17 protein-coding genes are annotated in these 18,465 nt (G+C 49.6%); all 17 read right to left on the bottom strand.

Features of this window, described 5'->3' with window-relative positions:
• Positions 1–122: 122 nt before the first annotated feature.
• The 17 genes from BJP35_RS22060 to BJP35_RS21980 all read right to left on the bottom strand — a co-directional run bounded on the left by BJP35_RS22060 (position 123) and on the right by BJP35_RS21980 (position 18,459).
• The gene (locus BJP35_RS22060) at positions 123–566 is read right to left on the bottom strand and encodes a DUF6386 family protein (protein ID WP_047744807.1); all 444 of its coding nucleotides are present in this window, start codon (positions 564–566) and stop codon (positions 123–125) included.
• 257 nt (positions 567–823) lie between these two features.
• On the bottom strand, positions 824–1,189 hold the full coding sequence (locus BJP35_RS22055; protein WP_073971031.1) for a hypothetical protein: 366 nt from the start codon (positions 1,187–1,189) through the stop codon (positions 824–826).
• Positions 1,182–1,586 carry a hypothetical protein gene (locus BJP35_RS22050; RefSeq protein WP_047744907.1) on the bottom strand — a complete coding sequence of 135 codons (405 nt, stop codon included), beginning with the start codon at positions 1,584–1,586 and terminating at the stop codon, positions 1,182–1,184. The genes BJP35_RS22055 and BJP35_RS22050 overlap by 8 nt, the downstream gene beginning before the upstream one ends.
• Positions 1,587–2,031: 445 nt before the next feature.
• Positions 2,032–2,514, bottom strand: coding sequence for an SMI1/KNR4 family protein (locus BJP35_RS22045; protein ID WP_047955743.1), 483 nt, complete (start codon positions 2,512–2,514; stop codon positions 2,032–2,034).
• Positions 2,515–2,602: 88 nt separating this feature from the next.
• Entirely contained in the window at positions 2,603–3,028 is a 426-nt protein-coding gene (locus BJP35_RS22040; protein WP_047744908.1) for a hypothetical protein, read from the bottom strand.
• A 127-nt stretch (positions 3,029–3,155) separates the two neighbouring features.
• A complete protein-coding gene (locus BJP35_RS22035; protein WP_047744809.1) occupies positions 3,156–3,719 on the bottom strand; it encodes a hypothetical protein in 564 nt (187 codons plus the stop codon).
• A gap of 8 nt (positions 3,720–3,727) precedes the next feature.
• Entirely contained in the window at positions 3,728–8,152 is a 4,425-nt protein-coding gene (locus tag BJP35_RS22030; protein WP_179193678.1) for an RHS repeat-associated core domain-containing protein, read from the bottom strand.
• A gap of 3 nt (positions 8,153–8,155) precedes the next feature.
• The gene (locus BJP35_RS22025; RefSeq protein ID WP_086463567.1) at positions 8,156–8,596 is read right to left on the bottom strand and encodes a DcrB-related protein; all 441 of its coding nucleotides are present in this window, start codon (positions 8,594–8,596) and stop codon (positions 8,156–8,158) included.
• Positions 8,597–8,672: 76 nt separating this feature from the next.
• Positions 8,673–9,749, bottom strand: coding sequence for a hypothetical protein (locus BJP35_RS22020; RefSeq protein ID WP_047744811.1), 1,077 nt, complete (start codon positions 9,747–9,749; stop codon positions 8,673–8,675).
• 3 nt (positions 9,750–9,752) lie between these two features.
• Positions 9,753–10,307 carry a hypothetical protein gene (locus BJP35_RS22015; protein WP_230391329.1) on the bottom strand — a complete coding sequence of 185 codons (555 nt, stop codon included), beginning with the start codon at positions 10,305–10,307 and terminating at the stop codon, positions 9,753–9,755.
• A 75-nt stretch (positions 10,308–10,382) separates the two neighbouring features.
• Positions 10,383–10,859, bottom strand: a complete 477-nt coding sequence (locus BJP35_RS22010; RefSeq protein WP_073971055.1) for a hypothetical protein — start codon at positions 10,857–10,859, stop codon at positions 10,383–10,385.
• A 10-nt stretch (positions 10,860–10,869) separates the two neighbouring features.
• Positions 10,870–12,792 carry a type VI secretion system Vgr family protein gene (locus BJP35_RS22005; RefSeq protein ID WP_040017724.1) on the bottom strand — a complete coding sequence of 641 codons (1,923 nt, stop codon included), beginning with the start codon at positions 12,790–12,792 and terminating at the stop codon, positions 10,870–10,872.
• Positions 12,793–13,298: 506 nt separating this feature from the next.
• Complete coding sequence (locus BJP35_RS22000; RefSeq protein WP_032678386.1) at positions 13,299–13,745, bottom strand: hypothetical protein; 447 nt, start codon at positions 13,743–13,745, stop codon at positions 13,299–13,301.
• A gap of 231 nt (positions 13,746–13,976) precedes the next feature.
• Positions 13,977–14,426 carry a hypothetical protein gene (locus BJP35_RS21995; RefSeq protein WP_044857986.1) on the bottom strand — a complete coding sequence of 150 codons (450 nt, stop codon included), beginning with the start codon at positions 14,424–14,426 and terminating at the stop codon, positions 13,977–13,979.
• A 330-nt stretch (positions 14,427–14,756) separates the two neighbouring features.
• Positions 14,757–15,518 carry an ankyrin repeat domain-containing protein gene (locus tag BJP35_RS21990; protein WP_073971032.1) on the bottom strand — a complete coding sequence of 254 codons (762 nt, stop codon included), beginning with the start codon at positions 15,516–15,518 and terminating at the stop codon, positions 14,757–14,759.
• The gene (locus tag BJP35_RS21985; RefSeq protein ID WP_025203897.1) at positions 15,515–16,981 is read right to left on the bottom strand and encodes a hypothetical protein; all 1,467 of its coding nucleotides are present in this window, start codon (positions 16,979–16,981) and stop codon (positions 15,515–15,517) included. The genes BJP35_RS21990 and BJP35_RS21985 overlap by 4 nt, the downstream gene beginning before the upstream one ends.
• A gap of 41 nt (positions 16,982–17,022) precedes the next feature.
• Positions 17,023–18,459, bottom strand: a complete 1,437-nt coding sequence (locus BJP35_RS21980) for a serine/threonine-protein kinase (protein ID WP_086463565.1) — start codon at positions 18,457–18,459, stop codon at positions 17,023–17,025.
• Between the last annotated feature and the right edge of the window lie 6 nt (positions 18,460–18,465).

The raw sequence follows: 18,465 nt of genomic DNA, 5'->3' as shown, positions 1-18,465 counted from the left end.
AACAAGCAAAATATATGCAAAAGGAAAAAAATGATATTGTCAAAAATGGCTACGTGATGAACTAATTGTTTAACATTTGTTTTTTTGAATCAAAAAATCCACACCAAGGCGTGGATTTTCATTCAGAGATAAACTCCCTCTTCTAATAAGTTTTCAATAAACATTGCTTTTGTAAAGGAAATTAGAACATCTGAACCTTGCTTTTTAAATTTAACTTTGTAACTACCAGGTTCTAAAATAATAAACTCACCAGAAATAGCATCTGAGTCATCAGGCTCAAGATCTCCGCCCGTGACATCCTCCCCCGCCCCAATGAAAACCTTTCCAGAAGGTACGTTTAAAAATAGTGTCCCAACATATTCGTCAACATTATTTTTTATATGAATCTTATAGGCACCATCCTCTCCAAGATTGAGAAATAACACATTCCCTTTATTTATTTCTTCAATTTCATCTTCTGGAAGACTCCACCAATCTGCATCATTATCAATTCTATGTTTTAATGACATCAAATCATAAATAACTAATGTGGCAGTATCCGTCTGGACATAAATGGATTTATTCATTTTACCCCCTATTGAAATATTATTTCTCTGATGACATCCCAGCGGAAATGCCGCCTTTCTAACTGTATATTCCAGGAACTACCGACACTTTTATTAATTGTTTCATTCAGCATTTATACTCTTTGTACAGGCGAATCTTCAACAATTAAATGAACAGATGATCAGCATTTTACTTACTTAGATCAGGAGCTGAGCCGAACATCTTTTCAAAGCACACAGAAACAGCTTGCCTTATCATTTTTTAAGGGCATTTGATCTTAATACGCTGGGCCAGTTCGAGTTAACACATTACGCTTCATATCAAAGGAATAAAACCAATCATACCAGCCATTCTCTTGTACTGCATAACTACAGACGACAACCACTTCCTTTGATAGATTGAATGTTAAGTAATAGAAAATAGCGCCTTCAGGAGGCGCAGACGACAACAGTGTTTCGCCCTGAGCATTGAAAATTGTCAAAACGGTTGGTAATGGCTTTGGTTCGCTTAACGCAAAGACTAATTGGCGTGTTGAATCTATCATTGCACAGTCTAAAAATGGAATAGTAATCAGTACGTTACTTTCACCACGCGTCCATTCAAGCAGATCATTTTCTTTAATACAATTGAGATTTTCAATCATAGGTAAATCTAAAATTACAATATTTGATCTGTTTCAAGTCACCTTCAAAAAACCCCACAAGATATACACGGTACCGGGCTGGCTGAACTTCTTTATACGTAAAGACAGTTGAAAAGTCTTTTAAACAGTTTTGACATGTGTTTTTCGAAACATACAATTGGCTTTCATCATAGCTATATTTATTATCTTCACTAAGATACTTCACACCTCTCATTTTCTTAACAAGAAAGCATTTTACCTCTTCGGTGAGCGAGTCAAAACCATATGAATTTACTAAGAAATATATTATTACACCTTCGCATTCAGGGCATGCTAGTTCCTTTCCATACTCTATGAAATCATTGTCATTGCCATCTAGGACTAATAACTTCTTTTTCAGTCGATTTGTTATTTTCACTTTATCCAAACCTTTAACTCCATTAATAGACAGGTTAGGTGATAAGCAAATGGGGGGATTTTATTAATTGATAATTTCATTTAGTCAAACATTCCATTCGATATAAATTCCACAGTCGAAGCTTTTTTCATTAGACTGTACAACAATTCTTCCCCATTCATGATCCCATTGAATTCCATATTGAGGATTGTTAATTTCAAGCTTAGGGTTTGAGGTTATTTCATTCTCAACCTATTTTTCGTTTGAACACTAATTGGTCCTAAAGGGTAGTTACTATTTCTGAGAAATAAAAAATTCATGACCAAAGATGGTAATTGTTAATTAAAGGGAAAAATACGTTGCATTTTTAGTTTTTAACTATAAATTTATGGCTTGCTACAGAGTTTCATAAAAATAGACTTCACAGCAGCAGAATTAAATAAGTCGCAAACTTATTAATTATTCTTTAAGGAAGACTCTCTTCTGTTACCAATCCATCAACAAAGTTGGAGAATGAATTTATCAGATATCTTTGAAGTTTTATATGATTCTCTTGCATAGTCAAATCTTCATCAAAAGAATCTGTAGCAAAATATACAATTGAGTAATTATCTAAATTCAGACAAAAGAAATTCCCTCCCCAATCATTTGCGAAAGGAAGCAGGTTTCTAGGAATCATTTCCCTATCCAACATGCTGATATAGCAACCGTCAATTAAAGTTCTAGGATCATCATTTGTCTGAGTATTATAAACAAACGGTTTAAACCCTGCCACCTCTACTGGCTCAAAACCTTCATCACCATCCCACCAACTTTTCTCAGGAGTGCCACCATTAAATTGTAGATAATGTGAAACGAAATCATCCGGAAGGGTAATAGATAATTTACTTTCCGTTTTATAGATATCTGCACGTCCAATCTTTTTTTCACATTTTTTGAAGTTATTCATGAGACTATAAAGTAGTAATTATACTCCGTAAGCAATTATATGGAACATATTTATTCAAGCCACCTTAAAAAGGTAAATAGCGATGTACTCATGTTCCTTTGCGCAAATAAAATTCAATGTATTTTATAGGTCTATCCTGAAACGCACGCTCTTTGCCGTAGTGATAAGCATCATTAAAATATTTATACGCTTCCTCAAATTGATTCAGCTCATAACAGACCATGCCGAGATCGATTAAGGGTGCAGTGTCTATATCCGATCCACATGTCCGTAATGTCGTCTCTCCCCATTTCTTTGCCTCAGCATAATCCGCCAGATCAAAATATGCGCTGTATATGCATGCACAGATCCAGTTGGCAATTTCCCATTCGAGTTTCGGCTCAGGAAGAGCTTGCCAGGCTTTGTGGTATTGCTCTAACGCTTCAGTATATTTTTTATCATCATGAAACTCATTTCCTTTTTCTATAAGAGATATAGCTCTTTTTTCATCAAATTTATCGCAACCCATTTCCATGTGTTTATTGATTGTGAATCGCAAAGAAACCTCCTCACCAATATAAAAGCTGACATGAGCCATGAATACTTTTTGAAGCAAGAAGGCCTCTAGGAAAATGCAATTTTTAATATTAAAAAATAAAAGATTAACCAAAAAAGAATTGCTTAAACCCTTCTACCTCAACATCCTTTAGTTTGCTTTTAAGCATAAAATCGACATCTTCCAGAAAATCCTCTCTGAAATTAAAATCATCATCTGTTCCATCACCATCATATTTACTTTGCTCTATCTCAATGGCAGAACAAAAAACATCCAAAAAGTCAGCTAAGGAACCGGAAATGATAAAGTTTCGTTTTTGAATACTACCATAAACAGGAGATGTTATATTTCGGGTGTCACAAAAAAGAACGTCACCATTTCTTTCAGCAAAGATTATATATTCATCGTGCCAAGCCGTATCGTTTTGAACTCGCCAACCTGATAATATTTCATTGAGATCTTGGGACTCAATGACCTGTAAATAGAAGGTACCATCAAAGGTTGGGCGGTCATTTAAAATCAAATGACGATAAAAAAACTGAAGCTCCCCATTTAAATTCACGGGAAAAGAAGTTTCAATTTCATCGTCTGTATAGTCTATATCTCCCATATTCAAATCATTCATTTTGAATTTGATAACAAGATCTTGGACTGCATTTTTTATATTCATCTTTCCCCCTATAATTGCTTACATCGTTGTCTGGATTTTAGTGTTCTTTCTCTATCGATTAAGCGCCCACGCGTCGAGTTCTTAGTATTCCCTCTATGTCCTTGATCACCATGGACATGCTCATTGAACTTGTCGGGATGGTTATGATTTTTCAAGAAAACAATGTTCCTCGGATCACCTTGCCATTTAGAACCAAGTGTACCATTGCCTTCTACCGAATTGATATGATGTCCAGTATAGCCTGCCCGTGACATCACAGAGGTAAGGCTCTTGTTGGGAGTCTTCAAAATTAAATCCCTCTCTTGCGCTGTCCAATTCCTTGTGCCAACTCCACCATTCTGCAGTAAGGCTTTTTCTTGCACCCATGCCCTAGAAATAGCAGAACTTCTGGCTCCACCTTGAGCAGAAAGAGAATCATGTGGGCGGTAACGAATGAGATCGTCAGGGGTCAACCCCCACGGATCCACCCACCCCAGCGCATTCGGCGCATACTGGTAAAGGTTTATCCCCCCCGCCAGCCCTATCGGGTCCTGCTGCGTAAACCTACCGCAGTCCGGGTCGTAATACCGGAACAGATTGTAGTGCAGCCCCGTCTCACGGTCCAGGTATTGCCCCTGCATCCGCAGGTTCTGAGAATATCCTGATACTTGCGTCTCGCTTTCCCGCAGCAGCTTGCCCCAGGCGCTGTTCACCCCTTCCCAGCGCACCTGCCCTTCGATATCCGTCATCCGCTCCGGCGTACCGTTGGGCTGGCAGTGGAACCAGAAGATCTCCGGGGCATCAACGCCGTCGATACGCGCCAGCGGATCGTAGCTGTCCTGATCGCTGTAGACGTAGGTTAGCGGCACGTCCCCGTGCACTTCCTGCAGCAGGCGGAAACCTTCCCAGACAAACCGGGTGCTGACCGGCTTGCCGGTTGGCTGTCCGCCCAGCATCTGGCGTCGCGTTTTGCTAATGCGTCGTCCGAGCGGATCGTAGCGGAAGCTGACCTGCGTCTGCGGTTTGTTGCGGTCCCGCGGCTGGCTGATGACTTCCGTCAGGCGATGTTCACCGTCGTAGCGGTAGTGCCAGCAGGTCTGGCCGTTATCTTTCTCCACGGTGCGGCCGTGGATGTCATAGCGCCAGCGAATGCCGTTCAGCTGCGTCAGGCGGTTGTGCGTGACCTTCTCAGCAGATCCTTCGAGCGGGTTACCGGCAGCGTCCCAGCGCCACTGCTCCTGGCCGGGCAGCGTGCCGTCCTGAACAAGCAAACGCCCGGCGCTGTCGTATTGCCAGCGGTACCAGCTGAACGGGTTATCGTCCCGCTCTTCCCGCACCAGGTTATTGCGGTAGTCGTAATCCCAGCGGCGGGACCAGCGGCGCGGCGACGGGCGCTGCGCATTGCCGGTAAAGACGTCCCGGCGATGCAGTCGCCCGAGGCGGTCGTACTCGCTGCGGGTGGTCAGCAGCCCCTGGGTGCGGCTGGTCTCACGGTGGAGTTCGTCACGGGTAAAATCAGAGACCGACAGCTTATCGAGGGCAATGCTGAGCAGATGCCCGCTGCCGTAGTAGAACTGTTTCAGCTCGCGGCCATCGGGCAGCGTGACGGAGGTGCGGTTGCCGAGAGCATCATACTCCCATGCCAGCTCACCGTGCTCGCCCACTTCACGCGTGACACGCCCCAGGGCGTCATACTCAAAGGCAAGTTCCTGTTCTGCCTCTGCACTCCAGGCGTCAACGGAAAGTGCCGGATGAAGTCCAATGCGACTCAGCAAACCTGACGGTGTGTAGTGATAACGGGTCTGCCCTTCCGGCGTGGTGCGGGCAACCAGCTGGCCACTCGCGCTCCAGGCGAAGGCATGGGTGATGGCTTCCGGATGACCGGCAGCAAACGTGCGCGTTATCGTTCGCCCGCATGCGTCATAGCGATACTGCGAGGTTACGCCATCGAGCCCCACCTCTTCCAGCAGCAGCGAGTCGGGCCCCCAGCGGAACTGGTACGCTTCGCCGTTTTCATTTTCCAGGGCAATCAGTCGCCCTCGGCTGTCCCAGCGGCGACGGACCTCTTCACCCTGAGTATTACGCGTAGCGGTTAATCGTCCTGCCTCGTCGTATTTAAACTCACTTTCTTTGCCATCAGCGCCCGCATGCGTCACCGGCAGGCCGCGTTCGTTCCATGCAAGTGACTCTGTCCAGCCTTCCGGTCGATCGAGTTGCACCGGACGCCCTGCGGCATCGTAGCGATAGCGCGTCTCTTCGCCGTCAGCGCCGATCTCAGTCGTTAACCAGCCCAGCGGATGATAGGTATAGCGGGTTATACGTCCTGAACAGTCTGTGGCACGAATGACCTGCCCGGCCTCGTTGTACTCCTGGTAGCGACTGTTTCCCGCGGCATCAACTTCTTCAACGACCTGACCAAACTCGTCCCGGTGCAGCAATGTTGTCTGCCCCATCGGGTCTACCACACGCTTCAGGCCGTGATGTTCGTCGTACCAGAAACGGGTCGCACTGCCGTCGGCTTCAATGATGGCTGACGGCAGCGCGCGGTGCTCCAGCCAGGTGGTGGTGCGGGTATTGCCGTCGGTGTCGATTTCCTGCACCCGGTTGCCCATTTCGTCGTAGACGAAGGTGACGGCGTTACCGAGCGGATCGATGCGACGGGTCAGAAGTTCGTTTTCATCCCACTCGTAGCACCAGTTTTCACCGCGCTCGTCAACGTAGCGGACAATCAGATTTTGCGCGTTCCAGTAGTGCTTACGCGTCTGGCCATCGTAGTGCTCGACGGTCGTCAGCCCGGCGGCTAAATCGTAGGTGAAGCGGCAGCCGTCGCCGGTGCTGGTGCGGTTTTCCACCACGCGCCAGTGGTCGAATTTTTGCCAACGGTATTCGCTCTCCAGCCCGCCCGGCAGGCGGTGCCAGACCATCAGGCCGTGGTCGTTATAGCGGTATTCGCGCGTTACTACGCCAGAGGCATCCGTCACACTCGCCAGCTGGCCGCGCGCATCGTAACCCCACTGCATCAGCGGCCAGGTACGGTTGCCGTCAAAATGGCTGGCAGAGGTGGCGCGCTGCGGGAAACGCTCATCTTCATAGCGCAGGGTGACATCAATCGCCCGTGGCTCATCGTGAAGATTGACCAGCCTGCCGTGTTCATCCCACTCCGTCAGCAGCGCGTTACCGTATTCGTCGCTGAGGGAGGCCAGACGCAGAACAGCAGGATTCGCCCGGGTCGGTTTATACAGACGCCATACCGCGCCGTCATCGTCGGCAATCGCCACGTCGCCGCTCTCATTGCGGCGGATGATGATGCCTTCGCTGATGCTGTAAAACGCGCGATCGACGGGCGGCAGCTCAAAGCTCAGCTCGCGGCCGGTTTCGTCGAACCAGGTCGCGTTGTTCTCTTCGAGCGTCAGATAGCTGTCAAAGGTTGTCGCCCAACCCAGACCAAATAGCCCTTCACGGGTGGTCAGGCTGTTGTAGCTGCGCTGCCAGCGCAGCGGGAAGCGCCCCGGCAACGAGAAATCGAGTTCATCGTCATCATTCAGCACCTTCACGCCGGTTGCAGCATGTACCGGGTGCGAGGAGCCAAACACGGCATTCACGGCCATATCGGCCAGCATGCCACCGCCAGCTGCCGCCAGTGCACAGGGCATATTTTTCAGGATCTTACCCGGACGTCCGCGCAGCAGGGAGAGCGCGATCATCCCCAGCGCCAGACCCGGCGTTTTACCGCTTTTGATATCACGTACCGTGAGCGTGTCGCCGCCAATGATCACATTCGGGGACACATCATCGGAAACGGTGCCTTCACAGGTGGTGCGATCTTTTGCACGTACCGCGGGCTGCCCGTTAATGAAGACGCTCTTAGAGCCCTCCGCGAGGTATTGCGGCCCGGAGTGCTTTTCGCACGCCACTTTATCCTCTTCAAGGGGCGACGTGCCTGCGGCGGCGGACGCCACGCTCGGCTGCCACATCTCGCTGCCAAACTGTCCAGCGGCGGAAAGCAGCATGCCGGCATAATCGGCAAAGCTGCCCGGAGACTGTGGTTCAGGTGACGGTGTGTCGGCGGGCGTCAGCGTCCCGGCCGCTCGTGCAGCGGGAATCGCGTTCGTCAGAACGTTATCAGACCCGGTGGTAATTTTGCCCGCTGGCGACGGCGGGAACAGCGCGTTGCCTAAACCTTCGGCGGCGTTGCTGATATCGTCAGTTATACCTGCCACGTTTGCCAGTACGCCGCCAATGATCCCACTTAACAGACAGCTGGATCCAATCGCCGCCACGCCCGCGGCGGCAGCACCCGCCCCCAGCAGCGGAGCAGCAACGGTTGCCGCCGCGCCCACGGCAGCGCCGATAACGGCATAGGCCGCACCTTCCGCCACAATACTGGTGATATCCGCAAAAATGCTGGAGTGAATGATCTCGTCGCCCTGACGGGCCGCGTTGTTATCGCTCATGCCTTACACATTCCGGTTGTCGTTTAGCGTCAGACTCTGCTTAAGCGCGCTCCAGCGCCCCTCATCCTCTGCGGTGAATGCTCTGAGCGCCGAGAGGGTAAAAATCATCAACACCGGCTTGCCCGGCGTTTGTACGGCCAGCTGTTTTTGCCAAATGCGCTGTCCGTTACTGTCAAAAGTCGTCTCGACTTCCAGCGCGTTAATTTTTCCGTCAGGCCCGACCTTTACGCTCTGGAATGCGCTTTGGGCAATCTCGCCCATCTGCGGACGTAGTAGTTCCCACTGGCGGTGAAACTCTTTCTCATAGTCGCTGCCATCCGGGATACCGCCGCGGCTGACCACGACGGACAATCCGCTTTCGTCGTCGCGAATAATATTCATACTGTTGTCCTGCCACGCGGCAGGAAAAAGGGAGAAGGAACCTTCCTGGAGGGTATATTTCATATGGGAACTCGGGATGATTAATAGTGTGAGAAATAAAAGGGGCCAATCCATGCTGGCCTTTGGGCTGGCGAATGCATTATTTAAGCCACTGACCTGACTGTTCAACTAGCACATGGCTGCCTTTGCTCACGACCAATTTCACGGGTGAGTAAGTCACGGTGTAAGCGATCTCGCCATTCTTATAGGTAGAGCCAATTATTTTACCTGCTGGATCGTGCAACGTTTTCCCCTTAAGGGAGATCGTACTATTATCACTTTTGCGCACGCCAAGATAATACATCTGGTCACATTCACTAGTAAAACGCCCGCATTTATTGACCAGAGAAATAGCGAATTTTTCAGTATTGAGTTTTCGGGTTTCAACTGTCTGAGCCGAAGCAGCTTTCTGTAACGTATAACGCTGCGGAGCATAATAATTTCCTTTTTGAGGAGGAGTAACTAAACGCCATTCCATTTCACTCCCCTTAATTTCCAGAACAGCCCGTCCACCTATACCGCCAAACGATGAGTTGAACTCAACATTGGCACGATTGCCCGCGATTGTACCGCTAAGATTACGCTCATCATCTTCCGGGCAATCAATGCGGTTTCCTCTTTGAGAAATATAGCAATAAGATCCGGAGATACGGCCACCTGATTCAGCTAACCGCAGAGTTAACGTCGAGTCGTTCGCGTACTCGCCTGACCATACTCCGCCAAATGCGGGACCAGATTGGCTTATCGTTTCAAAATGCAGTGTGCCAAATCTTGCAGCCCATTTTTTAATATCGCCGTTAATATCCTGGCGATGTTCAGAAGACTGATAATGAATAACGTCAGACTCGGGTATGACCCAGGCAGCGTAGATTTTGCCATCTGGTTCGATAACCAAAGCAGAGGCGTTTTCCAGATAAAGATCTTTTAGCCAGCCTTCAATTAACAATCCTCCGTCAGCCGTCGAATGCGGTTCACCAAATACATCAAAATTGTTGATAAACGTCTGGTAATCGCTTCCCAGGGCCTTTCTGAGGAGGTCTGTCACTTCGCTATCGTTAACGATGCGACTGACCGTATTGAGCTTATTGTATTGTGATAACTCTAGCGCAGTTGCAGTTTCAATTGCATCTGCCAAGAAAGCGGTGAGCAATACGGCTGCCAGATATTTCCTTTTCATAAATTACTCTGGATTTCCATTGTCGTAATTCATTGTTATCTTCACAATTTTACTGTCTTTGATCTCAAAAGAGAGGACCTTTTTACCCAACTCATAGGTAATCCATTGTTCTCCGGCATCCTTTGCGACCTGACCGTCACCGTATGCTGTGTTCAAGTCCGTTCTCGTTGAACCAACATGGACACCACGCGGCGTTGCGACATCTGTAGCAGTCAGCGTGATCTGCGACACGATATAATCATCAACGCTTCGTTCCGCTTTATCCCACCAGAGATTGGAACTGAAAATGTCTAACCCAGACTTTTGATGCTGGAAGAATTTATAGTTAGCTCCGTCAAAAGGAACCTCACCGGTAAAACTGCCTTCCACTGGCACGTCAATTCTGCGCGCAACGTCAGGAGTCCATCTGTCACCCAATTCGACAGGCTGGCTTTTTATCTGCACAGAAAAATCGTGATTTGTCAGAACGGGCGGTATAACTTGAGCCAATACCGAACTGCTGCACAGACAGGTAAGCATTAGAACAAAACAAAGATATGTCGGAGTCTGTTTTTTCACGTTAATCGTCATTTTCTCAATCTAAATTACGCTTCTCACCGATGTGGGAAACCGCGAGTCATGGAAGCTGTTTTCTTAGTCAGCGCTAATAACAACAGAGCTCAGACAGTCAGGTTTATTTACGGTGAAACTGAAACTCACTTTTTGTCCATTCATATCTTTTGGTGCTGTATAACTGGTCACTTCATTCTCCGAGCGGCCTCGGGGATAATCAGTTAACGTCAGTTGTGGGTAATGCTTTTTAACGGTTTGAAGTGTGATGCACTGGCCTGATGGTGAAAAATTCAGTAAGGGAGCCATGCCATCATTTTTTTTGCTTACTCGTAAATCAATGGTAGTAATGCTCGTACCCTCCAAAAGCTTGAAATCATCAGCATGGTAGAAGTTCATATATGCATTATTTTTCATGTAGTTAAAGTGCAACGGCATGTCATTTAGACTCGTAACGGATAACGTTTTGAGTAAGGCGCTCATTTGTGAAATGAACGCCCAGAGATCCTTTTTCTCTGAATCTCCCTCAGCCATTCCCGTCGTTAATAATGCAATAAGCACTGCTACGACCTTACTCCCCTTTAGTCGTAAATTTCTCCTGCACCGCCGCATCAATATCCCCTTTATGCCCGGAACCCGGCGCCGTGGTACCCGGTTGTGTGCCAGACGTATTCAGGTGCAGCTTACCGCCCGTGGTGATATGACCATCTCCTTCAACGAAGAAGTTAAACTCTTTACCGATCAGGTTAATCTTGCCGTTAGCGTTCAGCTCAATTGCGCTTTCACCCGAGACCAGCCGTAGCTTCGTACCGGAAGCAATAACATATTGCTCCACCGCCGCATCCAGCTTGCCTTTGCCCGTCAGGATCTCTGTTCCGCCTTTCACCGCCTGGATCTGATTCGCTTCCACCCGATGCAGCTCATTTTTCTTCACATAATGGCTGCGCTCGCCACCGACGCTGTGCGTTTCATCGTTCTTAATGCTGGTGTCCATGTTGCGCTCAGCCTGGATCCACACCTGCTCTGCGCCCGCCTTGTCCTCAAAGCGCAGGGCATTGGCATTATCCACGGAGCCATCCTTCGTGCGGCTCATAAAACCCATCTGCGTGGCCGCCGCCGGCAGCGCCCACGGCGGCATGCTTGCTTCGTTATACACCCGCCCGGTGATAATCGGACGGTCCGGGTCACCGTTGATAAAGTCCACCACCACCTCATCGCCGACTCGCGGGATTTGCACTCCGCCGTACCCCTGACCCGCCCAGGCGCTCGACACGCGCACCCAGCAGGAGCTGGTGTCATCCCCCTTCGCCAGACGGTCCCAGTGGAATTTCACCTTCACGCGGCCATATTTATCCGTCCAGATACTTTCGCCGTTTGGACCCACGACTTTTGCGGTCTGTGGCCCGTAAGTACGCGGCCACGCCGTGCTCTGCGCCGGACGGTATGACACCGACGCCGGGATGACCGCGAAATCAGTGCGGTGAAGGGTTTCCCCCTCGCCGCTCGCGTAGCGGTTCTCCTCGAAATGGTAACCCGCCGCCGTGACCAGATAGTCACCGTTATCACTGAAGAACGGGGCGTTAGTCAGGGTGAAGGTGTGTCCCGGTGCAATACCCGCGGCCGTGGCCGTCGCCTGAATCTGCTGGTGCTCCACCTGCCAGCGCTCCTGACGGATACGGGCGTAGAACTCCGCATGCCCGGTCTCAACAAACCGTCCCGGCCAGTCGTACACGTCGATACTGCCCGGTTTCGGTGACGCCGGGTTCTGCTGCGCCTGGAACAGCCACGCGTTCGGCTTGCGGAAGTCGTAGTCATCAAGGCTGTAAATCCCCGGGGTGACGCTGTCCTCCAGCGCCCACTGGCTGATACCCTCTTCATCCGTACTGCCGCCTGACGGCGTCTGGTGGTAAGGAATGACCTCATAGCCGCTGAACGGCTGGTGCTGCGTCGCGGCGTCGGTGAGCACCAGCGTGTGCTTGTCCGCCTCGTGGCTGAAGTGATACGCAATCCCCTCCAGCTCCATCAGACGGCTGATGAAGTCCAGGCTCGACTCCTGATACTGCACGCAGTAGTCCCACACCCGGTAGCTGCCGGTGAGCTTATCTTCCACGTTAACCTGATGTTCAGCCAGCAGGGTTTTCACAATCTGCGGCACCGTCTGACCCTGGAAGATACGCAGGTTACGGTCGCGCTTCATCGGCCACAGGTCCGGCTCCACCGTCAGCTGGTACACCGCATAGCGGGTGCCCGTTAGCTCGACGGCACTCACCGCCACGCGGGTGATTTTTCCATTGATATAGCGGGGCGTCAGCAGGCTCTGCGTCGGGATGGTCACCGTGACCGGCTGACCCAGCAGTTTGCTGCGGTCAATGCGCGCATCCGTGCCAAGCAGGGTCAGCGTCAGGGCGAACGACTCGGACATCGCCTCGCGACCTGTGAGTTTCCAGAACAGAAGCCCCTCCACCGGGAGCTGAACGGTAATTCGGTTGAGCATAATCTTTATTCCGTAATGGTTTTATGCTGGAGAAGATAATAAAAAACGGATAAATGAAAAAAAGTCATTTACTATTACATGTAACCAGGCAGATGAAAAATCACCTGGGGGAAATCGTCGAGGAACCTATCATTTAATATGGAACACTTAATTAACTAATTAAAAATACATCCTACGCATGGCACCATACTTTCCCCATGCTAAAAACAAAGCATTGGTATAAAGCACACATTTCTTCCGCAGCGATGAAATTTCCCCAGCACGTCCACAGTGTTACTCCGGAGATGGATAACCCCCTCTCATTCGTCAAGCCGACTTCAGTAATGTGTGGTGGAGTCAAATCTGCTGGCTTAACACGCATGGGAAATATCACCTGGTAATGAAGTATTTCCTTGTCAGTTGAGGTGTACAGCCATTTCCAGTCATTCGCCTCAAGGTCTTCGTTACTGGTAGCGGAGGCTATGGGAAACGGATAGTTGTTCTAAGTGTTTATAATGTCTCTTCACTTAGGCCGCGGAGGCTAGCCAGATACCATAGAATATAAGAATGCATCCAAATGATGCCAGGCATTTCGCCAGTAAAAGCAATCCGGGGCTATATCTGTTTGCCAGTGATGACAAAATCGAATAATTTTGCTCCGTGTTATATCGCTGATGAAAACGCATTATAGCTTCAAATATTGTGCAAAGCATAACGACGAAAAACTTAGCCAATAACAGTGTGACAAATGAAGGCGGAATAACGATTAGTACCAACTCACCATCTTCTTTTGTCATCGAGGGGAAAATTTCCCGCAATCCGATCAACACGAAAACCAGAATAAAAGTGCCGACTAATATAAAAGATAATTTTACGAAAAAAACTACCCATTCTTTTTTGTTAAAACTATCTTTGCCATTCCAGATATAGGCAAGAGCGACCAATGAAAAAATAATAAACCCGAGAAACTTCATTGAATCCGCTGCTCCTTATTCGCTCGCCCGACTATGACAGTCACACCCCCAGTATTAACAATTGGCGCATGGCGGGTTGCGTGAGGATGATCACCGCAACCAGTTGACCGAGCTGCCTGCTGCGGTCGATGCACGCATCCGGATCGGGTCAAGGGCATGACGCAAAGCGGAGACGTGGTTGCGATAACAGTAGAAACAACGGTATCCGTTATGCAACCTTAATCATTGTGCTTACTTTAGCCAAAGACCCGAAAACATAAGGACGCTTCCGAGGGAAATTAAGCTTTTAGCAACGATAAGTAAGCCAGGCGCGACGATGCGTGATATAGACGATATTTTTTCATAATTTTCCACATTGTAGCTTTTGTGCCCCCTCAGAATCCCCGAGAAAACAGTACAGAGCAGCACAACTGTGACCTTTAAACCCCATACGCACAGAAAAGACATAGAAAAAATGATCGAATATTGTTTGGCCGTTGCGATAGAAAACAATGACATCGACTGAGAAAGCCATTTAAGCGTAAAGCCAATGACAACTGTGGCTACTAACACCAGAACCAACATCATCCCCGCCAGGAGCCACTTTTTCTTGTTAAAAAAATCTTTCCCATTCCAGATAAGCGCTAGTGTCCAAATCATAAAGAAAATAAAGAAAAACCAATGCATTACAATATTTCCCATTTATCCTCTTTAATCTTTTTTCAAAAGGGCAACACACTCAGCAATAACCATTAATTCCGCCATCTGCCTGAGTGGAAGTTATGACCAGCTCAAACCCTCACTATCCAAATATGAAAACAATTACAAAAAAGTATCTTCAGGAGCCCTGTCGAATAATTCACCTGCCATTCTGGCGATACGTTCGTGTTGTACCTAAATCAGAGTGCAGATCAATCATTATAATTCCTTATACGTAAGCGCAGTTTTACTACCAGAATCAACACGCTCAGTAACCTCAAATTTGGTCCCTGGCTCGAAAAGCACTCTGTTGTTTTAATGGAGATTAAATAATTATTTAGAGGGTTGAGGAGGCCATTTACCCCCCTTCTGGATGAGTTTCTCTTTTATCTCGTTTAATTTTTCGTATTGCTCACTGCCTTGTTCAAGCCCACTCAGCGCATTCGCAAGCGCATTGCTCATCGACCAGCCATTTTTAGCCTTAATTGACGGATCCGCGCCACGATCGAGCAGTAATAAAACATGATCGTATGACTGATTATCCAACGCATCAAACACCAGCGTTTTACCCAGTGAATTGGTTGAATTTACGTCAGCACCACGATTGAGCATTGCTTCCAGCGTCTCTGTATTTTTCGCTTTAATCGACTGGAAGATGATTGGTTCGTGGAAAACTTTATCTTTCACATTGGGTGAAAGACCACCGTCCAGCATCGCGTTGATCCAGTCAGCACTGTCCCCCTTCAGGGCGAATTCAGCAGGACTGCTTTTTCCCTGGGGTCGAGGCTGGAGCGGATCTGCGCCAGCCTTAACAAGCAACGTAATGATCTGCAAATGGGGTAATGTTTTTTTATCATTAATTGCGTTGCCCAGGGCCCAGAAAAGCAGGGTCATATCCTGCTTTCCGGGTTTGTTAAGGTCGCTGTCTGGTGCAAGCGTCTTCACCACATCGACATTGCCTTCTTCAATCGATTTCGCCAGTTCAAGCTGCTGACCGCTGAAGTAATCCTGTGGATTGAGTTCCATATCCTGCTTACACCCCTGAATCATGATTAAAAAACATAACGCCACGAAAGCCATCAAACGTTTTTTCACAACCGACTCCCGATTATCGAAATATCCTCATCCTTCTGTTGCTCAATGCAATCAATCGCCTGATTAATCCCATGGCGATCCAGCGCGCTTCCGGTTCCACCAGCAAGATCGTGGGGTATTCCCGCAGCATTAGGACTCAGCGCAGATATTTCCTCTTTGAGGATCCACGAAGGGACATGCCCTTTCATCATTTTCAGATCTTCCCAAGGGTTAACTTCCTGAATCCTGGTCAGCAGTTCACCATCAACACGATACGCCTGGATATTATCCGTACTGCCTAATATCTTGCCGCCGTATTTTTCTACCGTACCGGCGTTAAGGCCCGAGGCATTGAATGTCCATCCCGCTTTCCCACTAGCCATGGAGGTTGCAGAGGCCAGCCCGCCGCCCAGCGAATGTCCGGCAATATCAATATTCTGACCTGACCTTGCCAGCTCCTTACCGATACTCACAGCCTTTTTATAATACTCTGAAGCCATCCCCATACCCTGGGAAAAGTTATTCGACCAGTCAGCACCATTTTGTACCGGAGCCAGTTCCCCTTTTGTCACCAAGGAGTAAACATTATCAGAGAATGATGCAAAGCCCGGCTCACGCGACCCACGGAACACCACAGTAGGGTTCATATCAGTACCGAACACTTCCGGCTTCGGTTGATAGACGCGCGCCAGAAAATTGGGAGAAGTGTCATCGTCAAAGAGCATCGATTTGTTCAAACCATACTTGCCCAGTAGCGCGTCATCATTACTGATATCCTTCCAGCCCTCTGGCACCCCCGGCGTTGTCTCCAGCGGATTCACTGTCTTATAAACATTCTCAGCAAGCTTCGCTTTCTCCACCGCAATATTATTCGCCGCCAGTCGTTTAGCGGCGATCTGCGCATCCGGGTAAAGGCTGTTGCTGCCCTTCGCGATCAGATCCTTACGCGCCTGCCAGCGTTCCGCCTTGGTCATCTGCTGTAGCTGCGAAGCATAGGTTTTACCGTCTTTGCCCGGCGTGGCCTCATCCGGCACCTGTGCCGCTTTGGATTTCACCACCTGCTTCGGCAGTACCGTCGGCGCAGGACGGGCACCGTAGGTTCGCACCATGGTTTCGTAGCGATCGACGATTGTGCTTACCGGATACCAGCCCAGACCGGTAAGCGAGGCCGCCTGCAGTCGGCCATCGGCATTGATATAAAATATCTCCGTTACCGATGACCAGTTACGGAAACTCTCGTCGATGGCAACGATCCTGCCGATATCGAGATCCTGCACGATCAGCTTACGGGTATCGCGTCCTGACTGATAGGGATTCGCCCCGGTGATGGAATGCAGCAAATCGTAACGCGTAAACAGCGAGCGCAGCGAATTGTCGGGAACTGACATTATCCACTGCCCGGCTACGGACGGGCGGATAATTTTCGCGAAAAGCGCTGGCGAGACATTCTCGCTGAAAAGATAGACAAACTTGAGGTTATACATTCGCTCCGTCCTGTTACCAGTCCCTGCTTACCTTACTTAACTTACGGATTCACCAGCCAGGTGCCAGGCTTCGCGATATCCAGCGTCTGGGTACGCGTTTTCCCGTTGCCCTGCAGTTCAATTCTGGCCTCGCCCGCAGGTAGCTTGAGCGATGCATAACCGTTATTCGCCGGACGCAGTGTTTTTGGCTCACCGTTCACTTTCAGGGTCTCACCGTCAAGAATACGGATATAGACCAGTGCCACCGGGCTGGCATCCACCGGCGGGGTGGCCGGTTGCGCTGTCGCAGTCGGTGCAGTCTGTTCACTGGCTTTCGCCGTTTCCGGTTTCACATCCGGCGCGTTCGATGCAGTTTCAACGGTGCGCGTCTCAGCGGGGGCCTGCGCCGCCTGCTCTGGCGCATCATGGTCGCCACCGCTAAACAGCATCGCTCCGGCGACGACGCCAACCAGCACGCCCGCAGCAACCATTGCCGGGATTTTGTACCGGTGCCAGTCCAGTGCAGAAGCCGGTGCCTCTTCCTCTACCGGTACCAGCATCGTGCCCGGTTTTTTCGCGCTCAGTACATCGTCGATACCCGCTACCGGCATCTCAATCAGCGCCGCGAATTCATCGATGGACTGCGGTCGGTCTTCCATGTGCAACGCCAGCGCCCGGTCAATGGCCTGCAACAGCGAGAGGGAATAGCCCTGTGGCTGCAGTTCCACCAGCGGTTTGCAGGTGTCCTGGATTGAGCGCACCACGCTGACCGGCGGCGGTGAGCCGACAATCAGGGTACGCAGCACGGCGCCGAGAGCATAAATATCCGTCCACGGGCCCTGCTCGCTTTCGTTGTCGTCAGTGTACTGCTCGATCGGCGCAAAGCCCGGGCGCAGCATGGTTTCCGTCTCGTCAGAGAGATTACCAATGGTGCGGCGCGCTGAGCCGAAATCGAGCAGAACCGGCAGGCCGTTGTCCTGAATCTGGATGTTATCCAGAGAGATGTCGCGGTGCAGATAGCCTTCGTCATGGATTGTCTTAATGGCACCGAACAGCATTGGCAGCATACGACGGATCCAGGCTTCGTTAATCAGCTCCGGTTTTTGTTCGCGCAGGCGGGAGAGCGTGGTACCGCTATAGAACAGCGTTCCCATATAGGCCGTATCGTTTTGCACCCAGAAACGCAGCACGTGAAGCAGGTTCGGGTGGTTGAAGCGAGCCAGCAGGCGGGCTTCCTGAATGAAGCTGTTCAGGCCGGCGGAAAACGCTTTGCCAAAACGTTCGCTGCGCAGTACCAGCGTCATATCGTCGCCGCGCACGGCGAGCGAGGCAGGCATGAATTCTTTGATAGCGATAGTGCGTTCGAGCTGATGATCCCACGCGCGATAGACGATGCCGAACCCGCCGCCGCCGATCACCTCTTTAATTTCAAACTCGTTGAAGCGATACCCGACCGGGAGCGCGTCTGGGACAGTCCGATTGTTATCATTATCCGTCATCTTTTA

It is taken from the genome of Enterobacter sp. J49 (assembly GCF_002148625.1).
GTDB classification, from domain to species: Bacteria; Pseudomonadota; Gammaproteobacteria; order Enterobacterales; family Enterobacteriaceae; genus Enterobacter; species Enterobacter ludwigii.
The sequence above is the reverse complement of the archived record's forward strand: the minus strand, read 5'-3'. Positions and strand labels throughout refer to the sequence as shown.